Below are 18,576 nucleotides of genomic sequence, written 5' to 3'. Positions count from 1 at the left end.
TTTATTGAAGCCCTTCCAGGTTCAATTGATTGATGATATTCAGTATGAGCAGAATGGTGTAAAAATATTTTTTTACTTCTTCCCGGTCGCCTGCTGGTGTGTTGGGTTCCAGCAGGTCTTCACTGATAGGAATGGCCACGTAGCATTTTCCTGCTACAACCGAAAACACAACCTTTCGTTTGATCTGTTGCCTGAATTGTAACAGTTTACCGGGTATCCCGTTGTCAATTATTTTTTTGGCATCAGGTGGCATAGTAGTGCACATTGAATAATACTGATCAAACAATGGATCGCCAATCGCTACTCCGCTCACCTGTGGTAAGGGCAATAACCTGTAACGTTCATCAGCAATACTGCTCGCTAATTGTTCATCATCCTTACTCCATATATAAGTACCTCCCCTAAAACCTGCATTAACTGCAGCAGCAAAAAAAAGCCCTTTAAAGATCGTGATATCACTGGTAGAAGAGCGGCCGCCTGTTTTATAGGTATGCAGCTCCGAACAATGAAAATGAACATTTTTGTAGGTTCCTTCAATAAAATCATCTCCATCAATGTAATCGTAGCGCTTGCGAAAAAGCCCGCTGGAAACATATTCTCTCGAAGGCACCATATTGCCCGGCTTATATGCAAATTCCGGGTCAATATATTTTATGATGGTTGCAATTACATTGTCTTTAAAATTGTCGGTATAGTTATCGTCTTTTTGTGTGTATTTATAAATACTGAAAACTGCAAATGCGCCCAGTAAAAAAGTGATCAGGCCCCCGTTCCACGATGCCTCAACAGCAAACATCAGTATGAAAGAAGCCGCCGCCGCCAATATTGCAAATATCATGATGGTACCCCAATGGTCAGCATCTTTATCCTGTCTGTTCAGCTCTTCCAGCTGCGGCTCAATATAAGTGCTGTAAAAATTATCAAAGGTTTTTGCTCTTTCCATAATTAATCGCCGTTTTTATTTTTACTTGCTGTTCCCACCAGGATAATAAAGGGGGCTAGTTTTTTGCCGAATAATTTAATGGCTGTATTTGCTATATTCATCAGCAATGCTTTAGCACCTGGTGCATAGGAATTATAAAATCCATTGTATACAGTCAGCTTATAACCTGCTCCATTATAAATTGTTTTATATTCTTCAACCGTCAGTAAATGTTCGGTCCAACTGCCGGTCAGTGGATCGCAGGTATTGGTTGGATGGCTGATCAATGCAGGTAGTTTTTTATCGGTTGTGTATTTTGTAACTGCATTTATTATACTTTCTTTATTTAAACCCCGTGTATGTGTTGCAAGTTCTTCTATTTCTGTTTCACTCAATAGCGGAAAATATTCCTTAATAATTCTTTTCCTCATGATAAAGAAAGGCGCTAAAGGTGCTGAACCAAATAGTGTATAATCGCCCGGTTGTCCTCCTTCGTACTCATCCTTCAGCTGCAATTTTTTTATATGCCTTGTTTTAAACCAGTTGGCAGTATTGGCTGCCGTTGTAAAAACAGTTACCAGCTGCGGGTTCAGCACCTGTAGTTTTTTAAAAAAATTATCCAGGTCATAAATATGTTCTATAACATCGGTACCAACAACGGCCTGTGGCGGCTGTTGCGATAGTTCATGTGCCACTGCTTCAATATCACCCGCTATAAATCCATCTACAGGTATTTGCAGTAAAGCTGATAAATTCTCCGCAGCTTTCAAGAAATTCTGTTCAATATCATTGATATAAACCCGGCCAAAACCACAGTGTTTGGCAAACAAGCCCAGCAACCCATTACCGGCTCCGTAATCAACCAATGTTACCGCAGCCGGCGCCAGGGAAATTTTTTTAATTGTAAGTTGTAGTACTTCCGCATATATATGCAGGTAATAGCGCAGGTTTTGCTGCAGGTGTACAAAATAATCCCGGCCGTATGTATGATTTGTTACTTCCCCTGCCTTTACAGCCAATACCTTTTTTTCGAAAGAGAAAATAAACTGATCAATGTTTTGCATATTGTTTATAAGTAAATTGCAGCAACAAAATAAAACAAAAATGGCTACGCTCCGCATTATTTCCTACAACGTTAATGGCATACGTGCCGCTTTAAAAAAAGGTTTTATCGATTGGCTTAAAACCAACCCTGCCGATATCATTTGTTTACAGGAAACCAAGGCAACCAAGGATGATGTAGATGTGAAACAACTGGAAGCACTGGGTTTTCATCACCACTGGTTCAGTGCACAAAAAAAAGGCTACAGCGGCGTTGCCATATTCACTAAAATAAAGCCCGATAATATTTGCATTGGCTGCGGCATTGAAAGCAGCGATAATGAAGGACGTGTGATACAGCTGGATTTTGGAGATATACGTCTCATCAATGCTTATTTTCCCAGCGGCACCAGCGGCGATGAGCGGCAGGCTTTTAAATATGTATGGCTGGATGAATTTCACGACTATCTTACCAAACTAAAAAAGAAATTTCCCAAAATTGTTTTGGTGGGAGATTATAATATTGCCCACAACGAAATTGATATACACGATCCCAAAGGAAATAAAAATTCATCCGGATTTTTACCTGAAGAAAGGGCATGGATGACCAAATTTTTAGCCAGCGGCTGGATCGATACTTTCCGCGAATTTCATAAAGAACCGCACCGCTACAGCTGGTGGAGCCAGCGTTTTCCTTCGGTAAGGCTGAATAATAAGGGCTGGCGTATTGATTATATCACTGTAACCGAGCCATTAAAAAAACAATTGAAAGACGCCGATATTTTTCCTGATGTTAAACACAGCGATCACTGCCCTATTTATGTCGAACTGAAGGTTTAACAACTTTCATTTGTTAAAATCGCAGTCATTTGCCCAGTAATAATTGTTAAACGAAGGTTTTCCTAAATATTCCTTTAACAAATTATTCGGGAAAGCTATGCAATAGCATTGTATCTTGGTTTGCAGTAACTAAACTTTATACTGCTATGGAGTTTTTAATTTTTCTCGGGCTTGTTGTGATCTTCATTATTGTATTGAATATTCAAAGCAGGCAGCAGAGTAACAGCGACGACCTTCGCAAAAACATTAATTCCCTCAAAAATCAAATACAGGAACTTAAGCATGAACTATCTAACCTGCAGCCGCCTGCTCCTAAACCAGCTATAACCGAACAACAGCAAAAAGAAAAAGAAGCGGCCGAATTAAAAGCGCAGGAAGAATACAAACAGAAACTGGCTGCACTGGAAGCTTCGCGGCAGGAGCGGGAAGCTAAGAGAAAGGAAGTCATCGAACAACAAAAAGAGGAACTGCAGCGTCCTGCTGTAACAGTTGAGGTAAAAGAAACGATCGATGCCCCACAAAAGCAACAACAGCTCATCCGCCCGGCTATACTTGAAAAAGAAAGCGGCATTGCCAAATGGTCGAAAAATAATCCAGATCTTGAAAAGTTCATTGGTGAGAATCTTATCAGTAAGATCGGTATTGCCATTTTAGTATTGGCCATTGGATTTTTCGTGAACTATGCTATCGAACAAAACTGGATCGGCCCGGTTGGCCGTGTGGCCATTGGTATTTTGTGTGGTGCTATATTGATCGGGCTGGCCCACAGGTTGCGGAGTAGTTATAAAAATTTCAGTTCGGTATTGGCAGGCGGCGGGCTGGCTGTTTTCTATTTTACTATTACACTCGCTTTCCAGAAATTTAATTTATTCGGGCAAACAACGGCATTTATAATTATGCTGGTGATCACTGCTTTTGCCGTTGTGCTTTCATTGCTGTATAATAAACAGGAGCTGGCCATTATTGCATTAGTAGGTGGTTTTGTAGCACCTTTTTTAGTAAGCACTGGTAATGGCAATTATAAAGTGCTGTTCACTTATCTTATTATTTTAAACAGTGGCCTTTTAGTAATTGCGTACAACAAAGCCTGGCGCATTTTAAATTTACTCAGTTTTATTTTTACGGTCATACTATTCGGCTCCTGGATATTTTTATTGCCTTTGGAAGAAAGCGTCACGACGTATAAAAATGCCTTTTTATTTGCAGGCATATTTTACCTGCTATTTTTCATCATCAATATTGCACACAACGTTAAAGAGAAAAAGAAATTCATTGCTTCCGATTTTGGTATCCTGCTGATCAATACCTGCCTGTTCTTTGGCACGGGTATTTATTGTTTAAGCAAGATGAATGCGGACGACTTCAGGGGATTATTCAGCGCATCGATGGGTATATTTAATTTAGCAGTTTCTTATTTTCTTTTCCGTAAACAAAAAGTGGATACCAACATACTGTACCTGCTCATCGGCATCACACTTAGTTTTGTTTCAATTACTGCACCTATACAGCTGCACGGCAATTATATCACTTTGTTCTGGGCCAGCGAAGCAGTGTTGCTGTACTGGTTGTTTATGAAATCGGGCATTCGTCTTATACAATATGCTTCCATGCTGGTGTGGTTGCTGATGCTGGTAAGCCTTGCCATGGACTGTATGCAGTTGTATACCAATTATGAAAAAGCGTTTGCTATTATTACCAATAAAGGATTTGTAACCACGGTATTTGCAGCGCTTGCCACCGGTCTGTTGTTCCTATTGCGCCGCAAAGAAGATAGTAGCAGTAGTGCAACAGCGAATGGTCTTGTACCGGGTAAATATCTTTTTTATACTGCCTCGGTGGTATTATTATTTGCCGCTGGTGCTTTAGAGATCAATTACCAGTTCCATCATTATTATCCCAGTACCGGTTTACATACGCTTTACCTGCTTTTATATACCATTGGTTTTATCAGCCTGTTGGCCTTTATTGCGCAAAAGATCAAAGCGCTGCAATTGCAATGGCAGGTTATTGCAACAGTACTCGCCGTATGTATTGTTATTTATTTTGCTTGCCTGCCCAAGATCATGGAGATACAACAAACCATGCTGGAAACACAAAAAAATAACGCTCACTTCCTGGCCCATTGGTTAAGCGCTTTGCTGACTGCGGTCATTTTCTATTGGCTGATAAAATTATTACGCAATGCGAGGGAGGATTTAAAAGAGGGCCTGGGTTCTGTAACATGGTTATTATGTATTGCCCTGGTCACTTATTTAAGCTTTGAAATAGTCTTTATCAGCAACCATATTTTTTATGCAGCCGACAATTCACTGGCTAATATCCAGCGCATTTATATTAAGACCGGCTTGCCCATTTTGTGGGGATTGTGTTCTTTTGTATTTATGTGGCTGGGCATGCACCATAAATACCGCACGCTGCGCATTATTTCGCTCAGCCTGTTTGCGCTTACCCTCTTAAAATTATTTATATTCGATATCAGGGATATATCCGCAGGCGGCAAGATCGCTGCTTTCTTTTGCCTGGGTGTGTTATTGCTGGTGGTTTCCTTTATGTACCAGCGCCTGAAAAAAATAATTATTGATGATGAGAAAAAAGATCAGTAGTTTTTTATGTGCTCTTATACTTACTGTTTGCTGCAATGCACAAACAACAGGGTATAAATTTTATGCACCGTTGGATAGTGTAAAAATATCCGGCTTCTATAATATCGAGATCACTCCGGAATTATCGGCTCATTTAAAAACGGATTACAGCGACCTGAGGATCGTGAATGATTCGGGGAAATGGGTGCCGCATGTACTTCACTATCCCGCAAACGAAATCACCAATGATGCGATATCCATAGATATGAATTTTACAAAAACTGAAAATTCAAAAACAAGCACGGTATTGATCATTGAAAATGGAAAGGTTGCAACCTCAAACATTTATCTTACCTTAAGAAATACTGCTGCTGAAAGATTTTGTACATTAAGCGGTAGTGATGACAAGAAAAACTGGTACTTGATAAATGACAGCATTTTATTAAGTCCGGCTGCAGACGAAGGTTCTGCAACAGCCCATTTTAGCATTCGTTTTCCTGCAAGTAATTATAGTTTTTTTAAACTCACTATTTATAACAACAACAAAGACCCCTTTGATATACAAGGAATTCGAAAAATAAGCACCGCTACCATTGGTCTACCAGCACATCTTCAGCCTAAAATAATTGAAAACCCCAAGCCACTTGTTGAACAAAAAGATAGTGGTTCAATTTCTTACATAAAGATCACCCAGCAACAGCCTTTCCAATTCGATATGCTTAGCTTACAGTTAAGTGGCGTAAAGTATTTTTCCCGTAGTGTTGATCTGTACATTCCTAACTCATCAAACTATTCTTTTTCCGATCCCGGAAAATTGTTGCAGCACTTTACCATTTCCAACAACAGCTCTCTGCAATTTTATATCCCTCTTATTAATGCTACTGAATTTTACCTGTTTATACATAATGAAGATAATTTACCATTAAAGGTTTCGTCCGTTAATACTTCCCTCGGTTACCGTTATATCACTTCCTACCTGGAAAAACACAATAATTACAAATTGATACTGGACAATGCGTCTGCTATTAACCCCAACTATGATTTGTCGAAGATTTATACAAAAATATTTGACAGCACTCCCTTTTTGTCTTTCCAAAAAATAGCTGCATTTGATATTCCATCACCTAAGATAACTGTCAAAAAAAATTACAACTGGATATTATGGGTTTCCATCGCCGCTGCATTATTTATTTTACTTTTGTTTACCAGAAAAATGATCGCAGAAGTAGATAAAAGAAAAAATAATGATAGTATATAACGTTACCACCAAAGTTACAGAAGCCATACACAACGAATGGTTGCAATGGATGCAGCAGGAACATATACCGGAAATAATTGCCACCGGTTGTTTTACACATGCTACTTTATTACGTTTGCTGGAAGTGGATGATACTGATGGGCCCACTTACGCTGTGCAGTTTTTTGCAGAAAGTAAATCGCTGTACAATCATTACATCGAAAAATTTGCGACGGCCCTGCGCCAAAAGGTTTTTGACAAATGGGGCAACCAGTTCATTTCGTTCCGGTCGCTGATGCAGGTTATCAACTGATGTGCATTATTTTGTTGAATAGTTTTTTAATTTTTCCACAACAATTTCTTAATACTGCCGTTCCGCCGCAAGCTGCTTTGGCAAAGGATTTTATCAACCATTTACCCAAACCCTTACTGGCAGGCCGTTTCAGCGAATTCAACCATATCTGCAACCTGAAATCTAAAATGTCAAATCCCGCCAAATCCTTATTCCTTGCGGTTTACAGCTGTTTTTACGGAAAAAATATTTCAATAAAAAATTTTCCTGCAATTGCAAAACCGTCTATATTTGTCGCTCAATAAAATTCAAAAAAAATTATCATGAACAAAGCTGAATTAATTACAAAAATTGCTGACGATGCTGGTGTTACAAAAACTCAGGCTAATGCAGCTTTAGATTCTTTTGTGGAAGCAGTAACTGTTACCTTGAAAAAAGGTGGTAAAGTTACTTTAGTTGGTTTTGGTACTTTCTCTGTATCAAAAAGAGCTGCACGTAATGGCCGTAACCCTCAAACAGGTGCTGTTATTAAAATAAAAGCCAAGAAGGTTGCTAAATTTAAAGCAGGTAAAGAATTGTCTGCTAAAATGTAATTTATTAAATGTACGCACCTGCCTGCGGCAGGCAGGTTCAAAAGCAAGGGGCCTTTGCACCTTGCTTTTTTTATAAAGCTTATTAAAAAAACAAAACACTTTCAATTATGGGACGTGGTGATATCAAAACAAAAAAAGGAAAAACATTTGCAGGTTCATTTGGTAAATCAAGGCCAGCAAAACCTGCTAAGAAAAATGTTGCGCCAAAGAAAAAAGCGTAAGCCTTTTCTTAATGAATAATGAGATAATGAATAATTAATAGCGTTTAAAATAATTATTCATTATCCATTAAACAATTATTCATTACTACGGTGCAAGGCGTTCAATAAGCCATGTACCATCTGTTTGTAGTGTGTATCGTATCCTGTCGTGCAGGCGGCTGGGGCGTCCCTGCCAGAATTCTATCTCCGTAGGTTTTACAATATAACCTCCCCAATGCGGCGGGCGGGGAATATTTCCATCACTGAATTTTTGTGTTAATTCTTTCGAACGTTCTTCGATCACTTCTCTTTTTTCAATCACAGTACTTTGTGGCGATGCCCATGCGCCGATGCGGCTGCCCGGCGGGCGGGAATTAAAATAAGCATCACTGTCTGCTGCGCTTACTTTTGCAACAGTGCCTGTTATCCTTACCTGGCGCTCCAGTTCTTTCCAGAAAAATACCAGGCAGGCATGTGCATTTTGTTCCATTTCTTTTCCCTTATGGCTTTCATAATTGGTAAAGAACACAAACCCATTTTCATCATAGCCTTTCAGTAATACAATTCTTGCAGCAGGTAAACTGGTAGCAGTAACTGTGGCCAGTGTCATGGCATTGACTTCATCAATTTCGCTTTTAACGGCATCGTCCCACCATTTGTCAAACTGGGCGATGGCCCCGGTTGCAACATCTTTTTCGGAAAGTGTCTGCAGTTTATAATCCTTACGTATATCGGCAATATTCATACTCAAAATTAAATACAAAATGCTTCTGTTGCCACAAATAAAAATACCCGGTTCAATAAACCGGGTACTTTGTAAAAAATACTTTTTTATGATTGTGGAGGTGTTGGCGGATTGTTACTTTTTGTTTTTTCTTCTATATCATTCTTTAAACTGTCGAAGCCACTTTTGATACTATCGGTTGGGCTGCGGAACAGGTAGGCCGATGCCAGCACTGCTATTGAAGCAGCCACAGCCAGGTAAAATCCAACACTTAAGAAAGACATACCTGCACCTGAAGCATCTATAAAATTCCATACCATGATCAATGAAGCCAGCGCTCCGCATGCAAGTGCTACAAACCAAAAGGTCTTATCAAGATTCTTTGTCTGATCTCCCAAGTAGGAAACAACCCCTGCACCAACAAAACAAAAGAAAACCAATATACCACTGCCGTGCATACCATTAACGCTGCTGGACATGCCAAAGATGGAAATGGATACCCAGGGTAAAAACATTGAGATTACCCCAACAACTGCTGCGATCAAAACAAACTTTCTTTGTTTGTTCATTGTCTGAAAATTCATAAGTTTTAAGTTTTAGATATGTAATGTAAAAAATTGATAGCAGCTTTACAATTATTGCAGCTGTTATTTATGAACAGGAATTAAACAATTTAGTATTTCGTAACAGGGTCAACAGCTTTTATTTAGCTTTCATGCAACCTTTCAAGTTCGGCTACCCGTGCTTTTAATTCATCTCTCTCAAGGGTAATGATCTCCATATTGCTTTCCATTTCGCCGATCTTTACGGCTATCTGTTGCAGCATGGCATTGCGTTTTTTTAGTTTCGCAATTTCCTGTTGCAGGTCTTCCAGCTGGGTACTGGCATAAGTGTATTGTTGAAAAAGTTCGCTGTATTGCTGCTGAAACCGGGCGGCTTCCGTTAACTCCTGTTGCAGCTCCAGTTCCCTTTCCTCTGCCCCTGCGGCCTGGCGCTGCTGCTTGCCGATGCGGTTCTGCATCAGCTGCAGTTCTTCCAGGTGTATATCCAGCAGGCTGCGCAGCTCGGTGTCTTCGGCTTTGTTTTTTTTAAATTCCGCAATTTCCTGCTCCCTTTCGGCCAGTATATAATTCAGCTCCTGCAATTGTATCTGCAGGCGCTCATTTTCTATTACCAGTACCTGTATCTCTTCGTTGGGCAGCATATACCCTTCAAATTATACGATTTGGGCGCCAAAAACAAAAAATAGTCCCTTTTTTTGTATCTTAAGAACAATAAATGCCCCCGGGCAGCGTAATCTCCCCCGGGGGTATCTTTATCACTAAACACCCCGTGTAAACCTATTGTAAAATTTTGACGGAAGAGGAACTCATACGAGGATGCATCAGGGAGGAAGCCACCTGCCAGCGGGAGGTTTTTAACCGTTACGCCAGCCGTATGCTGGGTGTTTGCAACCGCTATGCCCGTAATGCAGCAGATGCGGAGGATATACTACAGGACGCATTTATTAAAGTTTTTGATAAGATACACCAGTTTAAGTTTGAAGGGTCTTTTGAAGGTTGGATCAGGAAAATAATGGTAAACACGGCCTTGAAAAAATATTCACTGCGCCGGTACGAGAAAGAAGTGGTTGGCTATGAGATAAAGGATAAGGATGAGAGTGCACTGGAGCCTTCGGCCTACGCCCATCTTACCCAAAAAGATATCCTGGACCTGGTAAACAACCTGCCGGATGGCTACCGGCTGATATTCAACCTTTACGTAATTGAAGGTTACCAGCACGATGAAATAGCCGAAATGCTGCATATACAACCTGGTACCAGCCGCAGCCAGCTGGTAAAAGCCCGGATGATGCTGCAGAAACAAATTTTAGAACAACAAAAAGTTGCGGTATGAGCGACAACCAGCGATTTGATGAACATATAAAAGACCAGTTCCGGGATTACAGTCCGGATGTGCACCCGCGCATTTGGGACAATATCATGAAGGAGCGTGAAAAACGCAGGCCTGCCGGTTTCTGGTATAATATTTTAAACGGGCGTAATATACTGATCGCCGCGGCCCTGCTGCTGGCTGGCGGCAGCGGCGCATTCTTCCTTTCGCAAAAGCATGAAGCTGGTGATGAAAAAATTGCAACAATAAACGGCAACAGCAATCAACAGAATGGTCAACAGAATGCTGCAGCAACTGATGGTAATAACAACAATAACACCGGCACTGATAAAAATGATACTAATCCAGTTGCCGGCGCAGCCAATAACAATAAAGAGGCAACAACAAATACCAGCACTTCACAGCAGCAAGCATCCATCCCTACCCAGCAGGGTAATGACAATACCAACTCCGGCATATTAACCAATGATAACAATGGTAATGACGGCAATGTCAATACCAAAAACAGCAGCCGCCTAGATAATAGAGGCAAAAATAAATTCAATATATATAGCCCGTTTGCCACAGCAGATAACGAAGGAAATGGAAATAGTAATAGCAAAACTAAAAAAAGCAAATTGACAGGTGTTGAAGATGGATACGATATGACAGATGCCGCTATTACCTATGATGATCCTGCAGCAAAGGATTATTACTTAAAGCGTCTACTCTTTGCCGGTATGCAAAGGATAGAGATAAGCAAAGGCCCTGCATCTTCTTTACAAAAAAGAAACGTGCCTAATGTGAATTTACCGGGCTGCCCTACCATCGAAAAAAATGCAGCAGGTAACAAAACCTATATTGAAGTATATGCAGGTCCGGATATGGCTTTCCGCAATTTTACAGATACCGGCAATTCTGCTTACCTGCAAAAAAGAAAAGAAAGTACCAAGATCACTTCTGCATACAGCGCCGGCATACGATATACCAAGGTATTCAGTAATGGTGTAAGCCTGCGCACGGGCATCAATTACAGCCAGGTGAATGAAAAATTCACTTATGTGCAGGGTAACCTGGTGCAGATCACTTATATCATCAATGCCAATGGCGATACCACGGGCAGCTACATTACCACCGGTACCCGTTATAAAACCACGTACAATAAATACCGCACTATTGATGTGCCTTTGCTGATAGGTTACGAAATGGGCAATGGAAAGTTTCATGCCAACATCAATGCCGGTGTAATTGTAAATGCCTACAGCTGGCAAAAAGGCGAAGTGCTGGATACCGCATTCAAGCCCGTAAGCATTACTACCGGTAAGGGTAACTCGCCGTACCAGTATAAAACCAATATTGGTGTAGGTTTTATGGTAGGTTCCTCATTCTATTATAAGCTGAATGATAAACTGCATATACTGGCAGAGCCTTATTTCCGCTATAGCCTGCAATCGATGAGCAATGAAAAATTAACTTTTAAACAAAAGAATAATACCGCCGGTATACGTATCGGCTTAAGGCTGGATCTTGGAAAAGAATAATTTTTTCCAGGCAGCACAAAAAAAACTTACAGCATCTTACCCTTGCTAACTATATTAAAAATGAACAAGAAGATAGCAACCATATTATTGATCTGCACAGCATTTTACTTCAGTGCCTGTCAAAAGAATATCGACGTTTTTGTTCCTGATGCAGGATCATCTAACGGGCTCGATACTACCTGGACGGCAAGTATTGCTGCAACAGCTCCCGTACTTTCATTGCAAAGCAACCTGGTATTACTGAACGAATCTGCTGCTAAAGACAGTTTTGAAACAAACACCAATACTGCGATAGTAACTGCATCCAATGGTTTACAGGTAACCATACCACCCCATTCCTGCGTAAACAGCAACGGCCAGTTTGTTACAGGAAAGATATTTATTGAAACACGTTTGATCAGGTCAAAGGGCGATATGGTGCAATTGAATAAACCAACATCCTCCAATGGCAGGTTGCTGGTAAGCGGCGGCGAATTATTCATCAGCCTTAGAAAAGATACCCAACTCATTTCCATTGCACCGGGTGCAAAAATTTATGTAAAGTATGCTGATGCCGCAACCAACCAGGCTATGAAATTATTTTTTGGAGATGAATCTGATCCAGCCCAGTTCAATTGGGTCCCTAATACTTCCACTGATACATTGTCGGTAGGTTCGCAGAATTACGAAATGGCTATCAGTCACCTGCGCTGGATCAACTGCGATTATTTTTATGATACGGCCAATATCACCCGCACTGCCGTAGCGGCTGTATTGCCCAACAATTATACCAATGCCAACACATCTTCGTTCGTGGTGTTCAAAGAGATCCGTTCGGTAATGGGTATGTATGCTGATGTGCCTGAAAGAAGGTTCCTGAGCAGTAAATTGCCGAATGGTAAAACGGCTACCGTTGTAGTGCTTTCCAAACAGGGCAATGATTATTTTTCTGGAAAAGAATCGATCACCATTGGTTTAAATACAACTCCCGGTGTTATACAAAAAGTAAATATCACCCCGATCAAAAAATCTTTAGCTGATATAAAAGCCTACCTGGCCACATTATAAACTTTATGGAAACAGCTATATAAAAAATTGTCCCGGTGCACAAAGCCCGGGACAATTTGTATGTAATAAGTTGTATTACCATTCTAGCTTACCAGCGTACCCACTTTTTCTCCATTCACTACTTTTAAAAGATTACCCTGTTGATTCATATCAAAAACAATGATGGGTAATTTATTTTCCATGCAAAGTGTGAAAGCCGTCATATCCATTACTTTCAGGTTCTTCTGTATACAATCGGCAAAAGAAATGGTTTCGTATTTGGTGGCAGCAGGATCTTTTTCAGGATCTGCAGTGTAGATACCATCCACCCTGGTGCCTTTTAAAATTACGTCGGCTTTAATTTCAATAGCTCTTAAAGAACCGGCAGTATCTGTAGTAAAATAAGGGTTACCGGTACCGGCGCCGAATATCACCACCCTTCCTTTTTCCAGGTGGCGGATGGCCCTGCGGCGGATATAAGGTTCAGCGATCTGTTCCATTTTTATAGCGCTTTGCAGGCGGGTATATACACCGGCTTTTTCCAGCCCGGCCTGCAATGCCATACCATTGATAACGGTGGCCAGCATACCCATATAATCCCCGTGCGCCCTTTCAATACCTGTTTCGGCTTCGTTCATACCGCGGTAAATATTACCACCGCCAATCACTATTGCCACTTCGGCCCCTGCTGCAATCAGTTCTTTTACATCTTTAGCATACTGTGCAATGATGCTGATATCAAGCGGTTCGTAACCATCATTGCTTTTCCCCATCAATGCCTCTCCCGAAAGTTTTAACAGAATTCTTTTATACTTTAAAGCCATTACGCAAAAATTTATGCGAAGATATATTTTTATACCTTTTCAGCCATTCTTATTTAAATTAATAGCAATGCTTTGATCCAATAGCGTATTGCTGCTAGTATTCCACTGTTTTTAAAGTGATCGACCAGCCCAGGTCCATCTTTATGATCACGGGGTTTTGCTGGTTATTCAGTATCCATAACTGCCTGCTGCCATCCGCATTTTTTACATGCAGTGTGGTAACTGTTTTTTCAACTCCTTTCACTTTGATCGCGTCTTTAAAAGATTCTTTTTCCGCTTCGCCTTCTTTATCGGTAACAACGGTAAATTCTTCAGCACCGTTACCTACATCCATCGTGGCCTTGCCTTTTTTAGCAAGATCGGTATATACCTGCTGGCTTACCCATACCGTGGTTTTATCGGTGAGCGTGGCATTTTTTAAACGGGGGCCAAAATAATTGTTTTGCGCCATAGCTGTTGCCATAGCAGCTTTGGTAAGTTTAATATGGCCATTCATATCAGTGCCGGTGGTCATGGCCCAGTCAAATTCAAAATCGGTGGTGGTGCTGCCTTTGGGATTGCTTACTATAAAATCATACACATCTCCATTGTTATTTACCTGCCAGGTGGCTTTTTTAAAATCGGCAATAGCAAATGGCTTTGCGGTTTGCGAAAAAGCGGTACTGCTTACCAACAGCAGCAGTACAGCGGTTATAGACTGTAACAGTTTTTGCATAAAGTTTAATTTTAGTACTGTAAATATGCATATTTAAAACAAAAGCTGCACTACCCAAAGCAAGGTATTTATTACTGCTTAAAGTATATTTGCAATCCTTAAACTTTAATAATGACGGAGGCGCTGCAGCAACTGGGCAAACAACTGGAAGGAGATCTTTTTTTGATACCACCATGCGTACTTTATACGCTACAGATGCCAGCGCTTACCGGGAGCTGCCCCTGGCAGTTGCCATCCCTAAAAGCAGCCAGGATCTTAAAAAGCTGATCGCATTTGCACTGCAGCATAAAACCTCGCTGATACCCCGCACTGCCGGTACTTCGCTGGCAGGCCAGGTGGTGGGCAATGGTATTGTGGTGGATGTTTCCAAATATTTTACGGGTATCATTGAACTGAATGCTGCCGAAAAATGGGTACGGGTACAGCCCGGCGTGATACGGGACGAACTGAATATGTTTTTAAAACCGCATGGCCTGTTCTTTGGGCCCGAAACCTCCACAGCTAACCGTGCGATGATCGGTGGTATGGTGGGTAATAATAGTTGTGGCAGTAATTCGGTGGTGTACCGCAGTACGCGGGAGCACCTGCTGGAAGTAACAGCATTATTAAGCGATGGCAGCGAAGCGGAGTTTAAAACACTCAGCCTGGATGAATTTCATGCAAAATGTGAGGGTGATGGGTTGGAAGCTGCGATCTATAAAAAAACAAGAAACCTGTTAAGCAATTACGATAACCAGGTTGAGATAAAAAAAGAATTTCCTAAAAGATCTGTTGAAAGAAGGAATACGGGTTATGCAGTAGATATCCTGGTTGATGCGGCACCTTTTACTGCCGGTGGAGAAGATTTTAATTTCTGCAAACTGGTGGCAGGTTCCGAAGGTACCCTGGCTTTTATTACCGAAATAAAACTGAACGTGGTGCCACTGCCGCCCAAAGAAGTGGGATTGCTTTGTGTACATTTCAATTCGATTGATGAAAGTTTAAGAGCCAATTTAATTGCATTAAAATATAAGCCCAGCGCCAGCGAGTTGATCGATCATTATATTTTGGAATGTACCAAGGATAATATTGAGCAAAGCAAGAACCGTTTTTTTGTACAGGGCGATCCCGGTGCCATACTGGTAATTGAATTCTGCCGCGAAACCCGGGAAGAGATCACGGCCATTGCACAACAGGTGGAAGCGGATATGCGGGCTGCTAATTTAGGGTATCACTTCCCGTTATTATTTGGCGCCGACAGTAAAAAGATATGGACCTTGCGCAAAGCTGGTCTTGGCCTGTTAAGTAACTTACCTGGTGATGAAAAAGCGGTGCCGGTGATTGAAGATACAGCAGTGGATGTGAATGACCTGCCGGATTTTATCCGTGATTTTAACGAGATACTGAAAAAGCACGACCTGTATTCTGTACACTATGCACATGCAGGCAGCGGTGAGATACATTTGCGCCCGATCATTAATTTAAAGACGGTGGAAGGCAACCAGCTGTTCAGGACCATTGCTGAAGAAATTGCCACGCTGGTGAAAAAATACAATGGTTCCTTGAGTGGCGAACATGGTGATGGCAGGCTGCGGGGCGAGTTCATTAAACAAATGGTGGGTGAAAAAAATTATGCGCTTTTAAAAGAGATCAAAAAAGCCTGGGATCCCAATAATATTTTCAATCCCAATAAAATTGTGGATACACCGAGCATGAACACCATGTTGCGCTATGTGCCCGGTCAGCAAACACCAGACTTTCCAACCCATTTCCGTTTCAACAATCAAAATGTATTGCAGCATGCCGAGCAATGCAATGGCAGCGGCGATTGCAGGAAGACGGCTTTAAGTGGTGGCACGATGTGTCCTTCTTTCATGGCAACAAAAAATGAAAAGGATACCACCCGTGCAAGAGCAAATATTCTGAGAGAGTTTTTAACCAACAGCGATAAGCTCAACCGATTTGATCATAAAGAAATTTATGAGGTGATGGATCTGTGTTTGAGTTGTAAAGGTTGTAAAAGCGAATGTCCCAGCAATGTGGATGTTGCTAAATTAAAAGCAGAATTCTTACAGCATTATTACGATGCTAATGGAGTGCCGTTCCGCAGTAAACTGATCGCCAATTTTACAGCCTCAGCAAAGTTGGGCGCTATGGCTCCGTCGCTGTATAATTTTGCTGTTGGTAATAAACTGATCGGTGGCGCTATTAAAAGTTTATCGGGTTTTGCCGCCAAACGCAGCATGCCAACCATGTACAAAACAACTTTACATAGCTGGTTTGCAAAACACCAAAAAGTAAATCCATTCACATCCGGTAAAAAGATATTTTTATTCTGTGATGAATTCACGAACTATAACGATACGGAGATCGGTATCAAAGCAATACAGTTATTAGAGAAATCTGGTTACGAAGTAACTATTCCCACTCATTTGGAAAGCAGCCGTACCTGGCTCAGCAAAGGTTTGGTGCGTAAGGCAAAAGAGATCATCAATAAAAATATCGATCTGTTGTATCCTGTAATAAATGAAAACAATCCGTTGATCGGTATTGAGCCTTCTGCAATACTTACGTTAAGAGACGAATATATTGACCTGGCAACGGATGATAATTTATCCAAAGCAAAAGAGCTGGCTAGGCATGTATACACCATCGAAGAATTTATAGCCAAAGAATTTGCTGCAGGAAACATTGATGCTGCTTTATTCTCCACCGCAACTAAAAAAATAAAACTGCACGGGCATTGCCAGCAAAAAGCATTAAGTGGTACTGCTGCTACTGTAAGCATGTTATCCATTCCCGCTAACTACAGTGTCGAAACCATCCCCAGCGGCTGTTGCGGCATGGCTGGTTCTTTCGGTTACGAAAAAGAACATTACGATCTGAGTATGCAGATCGGTGAACTGGTTTTATTTCCTGCGGTGCGCAATGCTGCTGCAGATACTATCATTGCTGCGCCGGGCACCAGTTGCCGGCATCAAATAAAGGATGGTACGGGTGCAAAAGCAAAACACCCGGTGGAGATTTTATACGAAGCTTTATTGTGATACCAGTTTAGTGATACTACCCGAACCACTGCAACGGTAGCAGGTTTCAGTATAAAACCCTTCACTGACACCAAACTCATTGTATAATTTTTTTCCGCTGCTGTAATCCACTACTTTAATGTAACCGGTATGCCTTCCAAACTTTTCTATTTTTCCACTGCCGCCACACTTGGGACAGGTAACGGTTATTAATTGGTTGGGTGAATTCTTAATAATTTTATTTGCCGCATTGTTTTCAGTTTGTATTTGTTGTACCGCAGCCCGTTCATCATTGGTAAGTGGTTGCTTATCTGCATAGGGCCGCCACTCGCTTATATTTTGATTGGCCTGGTATCGTAATGCTGCACTTTGTTGTGCTACCAGCTCCATATCTTTTACCGCAAGCCGGTACATTCCAAAATGCTGGTAAATTCTTCCTCTCAAAAAAATACCGTTGGCTAAATTGGGATGAAGGCGGATGGCAGCATTGCAATAAACTAATGAAGCTTCATAGTGTCCCAAATTGGCTTCTTTGTTAGCAGAATCGCAAAGATCGCTGTACAATGCAGTTTGCTTTGTCCAGTCTGTAACCGTTGCATCGGGCGTGGTGGCTGCGGCACGCTCTGTAATATTTTTATTGGTTGAAGCAACAGTATTTACAGCAGGCTGTTCATCTTTTTTAACCGGTATGTTTTCAATGGACAGACTGTTTAAAAAATCACTTTGTTGTGGTGCAGTTGCAGGGCGGTTTTTCTCTTTTATATAATCGGGTATAGCCAACCCTGTTAAAAACTCATCCGTTTTCCATTCCTCGATAGTTTTGGAAATAAATGGTGGCGGATCGCCGGGTACCTTTTGCAGTTGCGCTTTATATAAATACACCTGTTGCCCAGCTTTCATTTCAGCAATACCACTGTATAAACCTTTTGCAGGCATTTGTAGAAATTCGCTGATCACTACCACCGTTTTTCCTTTGATGTCTTTAAAAACATGGTCATCGGTTTTATCGGCAAAGGAGAGCACTTTTACATAGCTTCCTTTAAAAACTGAGTCGGTAATTATAGCAGCTTTTACTTTCAGCTGCTGTGCTGTTACCACAGCTGCAATACCTGTTATTAAGCCCGTTAAAATAAATTTTACTTGCATTGTGCTCAATGTTATA

18 protein-coding genes are annotated in these 18,576 nt (G+C 41.1%); 10 read left to right on the top strand and 8 right to left on the bottom strand.

Annotation, left to right across the window (positions count from 1 at the left end):
• Window position 1 precedes the first annotated feature (1 nt).
• Together QM738_RS08160 and QM738_RS08155 are read right to left on the bottom strand one after the other, a co-directional pair.
• Window positions 2-943, bottom strand: a complete 942-nt coding sequence (locus tag QM738_RS08160; protein WP_462276195.1) for a DUF3137 domain-containing protein — start codon at window positions 941-943, stop codon at window positions 2-4.
• A gap of 2 nt (window positions 944-945) precedes the next feature.
• A complete protein-coding gene (locus QM738_RS08155; protein WP_462276194.1) occupies window positions 946-1,986 on the bottom strand; it encodes a class I SAM-dependent methyltransferase in 1,041 nt (346 codons plus the stop codon).
• 40 nt (window positions 1,987-2,026) lie between these two features.
• On the opposite strand from QM738_RS08155, the gene QM738_RS08150 reads away from it, so the two are divergent.
• The 6 genes from QM738_RS08150 to QM738_RS08125 all read left to right on the top strand — a co-directional run bounded on the left by QM738_RS08150 (window position 2,027) and on the right by QM738_RS08125 (window position 7,728).
• The gene (locus tag QM738_RS08150; RefSeq protein ID WP_462276193.1) at window positions 2,027-2,803 is read left to right on the top strand and encodes an exodeoxyribonuclease III; all 777 of its coding nucleotides are present in this window, start codon (window positions 2,027-2,029) and stop codon (window positions 2,801-2,803) included.
• A 146-nt stretch (window positions 2,804-2,949) separates the two neighbouring features.
• Window positions 2,950-5,406 carry a DUF2339 domain-containing protein gene (locus QM738_RS08145; protein WP_462276192.1) on the top strand — a complete coding sequence of 819 codons (2,457 nt, stop codon included), beginning with the start codon at window positions 2,950-2,952 and terminating at the stop codon, window positions 5,404-5,406.
• 244 nt (window positions 5,407-5,650) lie between these two features.
• Entirely contained in the window at window positions 5,651-6,643 is a 993-nt protein-coding gene (locus QM738_RS08140) for a hypothetical protein (protein WP_462276191.1), read from the top strand.
• Entirely contained in the window at window positions 6,630-6,935 is a 306-nt protein-coding gene (locus tag QM738_RS08135) for a DUF4286 family protein (RefSeq protein ID WP_462276190.1), read from the top strand. The genes QM738_RS08140 and QM738_RS08135 overlap by 14 nt, the downstream gene beginning before the upstream one ends.
• Window positions 6,936-7,237: 302 nt before the next feature.
• Window positions 7,238-7,507: an HU family DNA-binding protein gene (locus QM738_RS08130; protein WP_462276189.1), complete on the top strand. Its 270-nt coding sequence runs from the start codon at window positions 7,238-7,240 to the stop codon at window positions 7,505-7,507.
• Between the two features lie 107 nt (window positions 7,508-7,614).
• Window positions 7,615-7,728, top strand: a complete 114-nt coding sequence (locus QM738_RS08125; protein WP_462276188.1) for a 30S ribosomal protein THX — start codon at window positions 7,615-7,617, stop codon at window positions 7,726-7,728.
• Between the two features lie 85 nt (window positions 7,729-7,813).
• Here QM738_RS08125 and pdxH read toward each other — a convergent pair whose 3' ends face one another.
• The 3 genes from pdxH to QM738_RS08110 form a co-directional block, all read right to left on the bottom strand.
• Window positions 7,814-8,452 (bottom strand): pyridoxamine 5'-phosphate oxidase, encoded by a 639-nt coding sequence (gene pdxH / locus QM738_RS08120; RefSeq protein ID WP_462276187.1) that lies wholly within the window; start codon window positions 8,450-8,452, stop codon window positions 7,814-7,816.
• A gap of 86 nt (window positions 8,453-8,538) precedes the next feature.
• On the bottom strand, window positions 8,539-9,015 hold the full coding sequence (locus tag QM738_RS08115; RefSeq protein WP_462276186.1) for a hypothetical protein: 477 nt from the start codon (window positions 9,013-9,015) through the stop codon (window positions 8,539-8,541).
• A gap of 122 nt (window positions 9,016-9,137) precedes the next feature.
• Complete coding sequence (locus tag QM738_RS08110) at window positions 9,138-9,635, bottom strand: hypothetical protein (RefSeq protein WP_462276185.1); 498 nt, start codon at window positions 9,633-9,635, stop codon at window positions 9,138-9,140.
• A 149-nt stretch (window positions 9,636-9,784) separates the two neighbouring features.
• Here QM738_RS08110 and QM738_RS08105 point away from each other — a divergent pair, with 149 nt between their 5' ends.
• Genes QM738_RS08105 through QM738_RS08095 form a run of 3 tightly spaced genes read left to right on the top strand, consistent with a single transcriptional unit; the run spans window position 9,785 to window position 12,891 of the window.
• Window positions 9,785-10,327, top strand: coding sequence for an RNA polymerase sigma factor (locus tag QM738_RS08105; protein ID WP_462276184.1), 543 nt, complete (start codon window positions 9,785-9,787; stop codon window positions 10,325-10,327).
• Window positions 10,324-11,844 (top strand): hypothetical protein, encoded by a 1,521-nt coding sequence (locus QM738_RS08100; protein WP_462276183.1) that lies wholly within the window; start codon window positions 10,324-10,326, stop codon window positions 11,842-11,844. The genes QM738_RS08105 and QM738_RS08100 overlap by 4 nt, the downstream gene beginning before the upstream one ends.
• Before the next feature lie 60 nt (window positions 11,845-11,904).
• Window positions 11,905-12,891: a hypothetical protein gene (locus tag QM738_RS08095; RefSeq protein ID WP_462276182.1), complete on the top strand. Its 987-nt coding sequence runs from the start codon at window positions 11,905-11,907 to the stop codon at window positions 12,889-12,891.
• Window positions 12,892-12,974: 83 nt separating this feature from the next.
• On the opposite strand, the gene pyrH is transcribed toward QM738_RS08095, so the two are convergent.
• Window positions 12,975-13,694: a UMP kinase gene (pyrH, locus tag QM738_RS08090; protein WP_462276181.1), complete on the bottom strand. Its 720-nt coding sequence runs from the start codon at window positions 13,692-13,694 to the stop codon at window positions 12,975-12,977.
• Between the two features lie 94 nt (window positions 13,695-13,788).
• On the bottom strand, window positions 13,789-14,409 hold the full coding sequence (locus QM738_RS08085; protein WP_462276180.1) for a hypothetical protein: 621 nt from the start codon (window positions 14,407-14,409) through the stop codon (window positions 13,789-13,791).
• Window positions 14,410-14,498: 89 nt separating this feature from the next.
• Here QM738_RS08085 and QM738_RS08080 point away from each other — a divergent pair, with 89 nt between their 5' ends.
• The gene (locus tag QM738_RS08080; RefSeq protein ID WP_462276179.1) at window positions 14,499-17,435 is read left to right on the top strand and encodes an FAD-binding and (Fe-S)-binding domain-containing protein; all 2,937 of its coding nucleotides are present in this window, start codon (window positions 14,499-14,501) and stop codon (window positions 17,433-17,435) included.
• On the opposite strand, the gene QM738_RS08075 is transcribed toward QM738_RS08080, so the two are convergent.
• Complete coding sequence (locus tag QM738_RS08075) at window positions 17,427-18,560, bottom strand: DnaJ-like cysteine-rich domain-containing protein (protein WP_462276178.1); 1,134 nt, start codon at window positions 18,558-18,560, stop codon at window positions 17,427-17,429. The two genes, QM738_RS08080 and QM738_RS08075, sit on opposite strands and share 9 nt — an antisense overlap.
• Window positions 18,561-18,576 lie beyond the last annotated feature (16 nt).

This window comes from Ferruginibacter sp. (genome assembly GCF_049840995.1).
Classification (GTDB): Bacteria; Bacteroidota; Bacteroidia; order Chitinophagales; family Chitinophagaceae; genus Ferruginibacter.
The sequence above is the reverse complement of the archived record's forward strand: the minus strand, read 5'-3'. Positions and strand labels throughout refer to the sequence as shown.

What these genes read in the sequence shown, in the direction of transcription:
- QM738_RS08160 (WP_462276195.1), bottom strand. Translation starts at nt 943, where the DNA reads ATGGAAAGAGCAAAAACCTTTGATAATTTTTACAGCACTTATATTGAG.
- QM738_RS08155 (WP_462276194.1), bottom strand. Translation starts at nt 1,986, where the DNA reads ATGCAAAACATTGATCAGTTTATTTTCTCTTTCGAAAAAAAGGTATTG.
- QM738_RS08150 (WP_462276193.1), top strand. Translation starts at nt 2,027, where the DNA reads ATGGCTACGCTCCGCATTATTTCCTACAACGTTAATGGCATACGTGCC.
- QM738_RS08145 (WP_462276192.1), top strand. Translation starts at nt 2,950, where the DNA reads ATGGAGTTTTTAATTTTTCTCGGGCTTGTTGTGATCTTCATTATTGTA.
- QM738_RS08140 (WP_462276191.1), top strand. Translation starts at nt 5,651, where the DNA reads ATGAATTTTACAAAAACTGAAAATTCAAAAACAAGCACGGTATTGATC.
- QM738_RS08135 (WP_462276190.1), top strand. Translation starts at nt 6,630, where the DNA reads ATGATAGTATATAACGTTACCACCAAAGTTACAGAAGCCATACACAAC.
- QM738_RS08130 (WP_462276189.1), top strand. Translation starts at nt 7,238, where the DNA reads ATGAACAAAGCTGAATTAATTACAAAAATTGCTGACGATGCTGGTGTT.
- QM738_RS08125 (WP_462276188.1), top strand. Translation starts at nt 7,615, where the DNA reads ATGGGACGTGGTGATATCAAAACAAAAAAAGGAAAAACATTTGCAGGT.
- pdxH (WP_462276187.1), bottom strand. Translation starts at nt 8,452, where the DNA reads ATGAATATTGCCGATATACGTAAGGATTATAAACTGCAGACACTTTCC.
- QM738_RS08115 (WP_462276186.1), bottom strand. Translation starts at nt 9,015, where the DNA reads ATGAATTTTCAGACAATGAACAAACAAAGAAAGTTTGTTTTGATCGCA.
- QM738_RS08110 (WP_462276185.1), bottom strand. Translation starts at nt 9,635, where the DNA reads ATGCTGCCCAACGAAGAGATACAGGTACTGGTAATAGAAAATGAGCGC.
- QM738_RS08100 (WP_462276183.1), top strand. Translation starts at nt 10,324, where the DNA reads ATGAGCGACAACCAGCGATTTGATGAACATATAAAAGACCAGTTCCGG.
- QM738_RS08095 (WP_462276182.1), top strand. Translation starts at nt 11,905, where the DNA reads ATGAACAAGAAGATAGCAACCATATTATTGATCTGCACAGCATTTTAC.
- pyrH (WP_462276181.1), bottom strand. Translation starts at nt 13,694, where the DNA reads ATGGCTTTAAAGTATAAAAGAATTCTGTTAAAACTTTCGGGAGAGGCA.
- QM738_RS08085 (WP_462276180.1), bottom strand. Translation starts at nt 14,409, where the DNA reads ATGCAAAAACTGTTACAGTCTATAACCGCTGTACTGCTGCTGTTGGTA.
- QM738_RS08075 (WP_462276178.1), bottom strand. Translation starts at nt 18,560, where the DNA reads ATGCAAGTAAAATTTATTTTAACGGGCTTAATAACAGGTATTGCAGCT.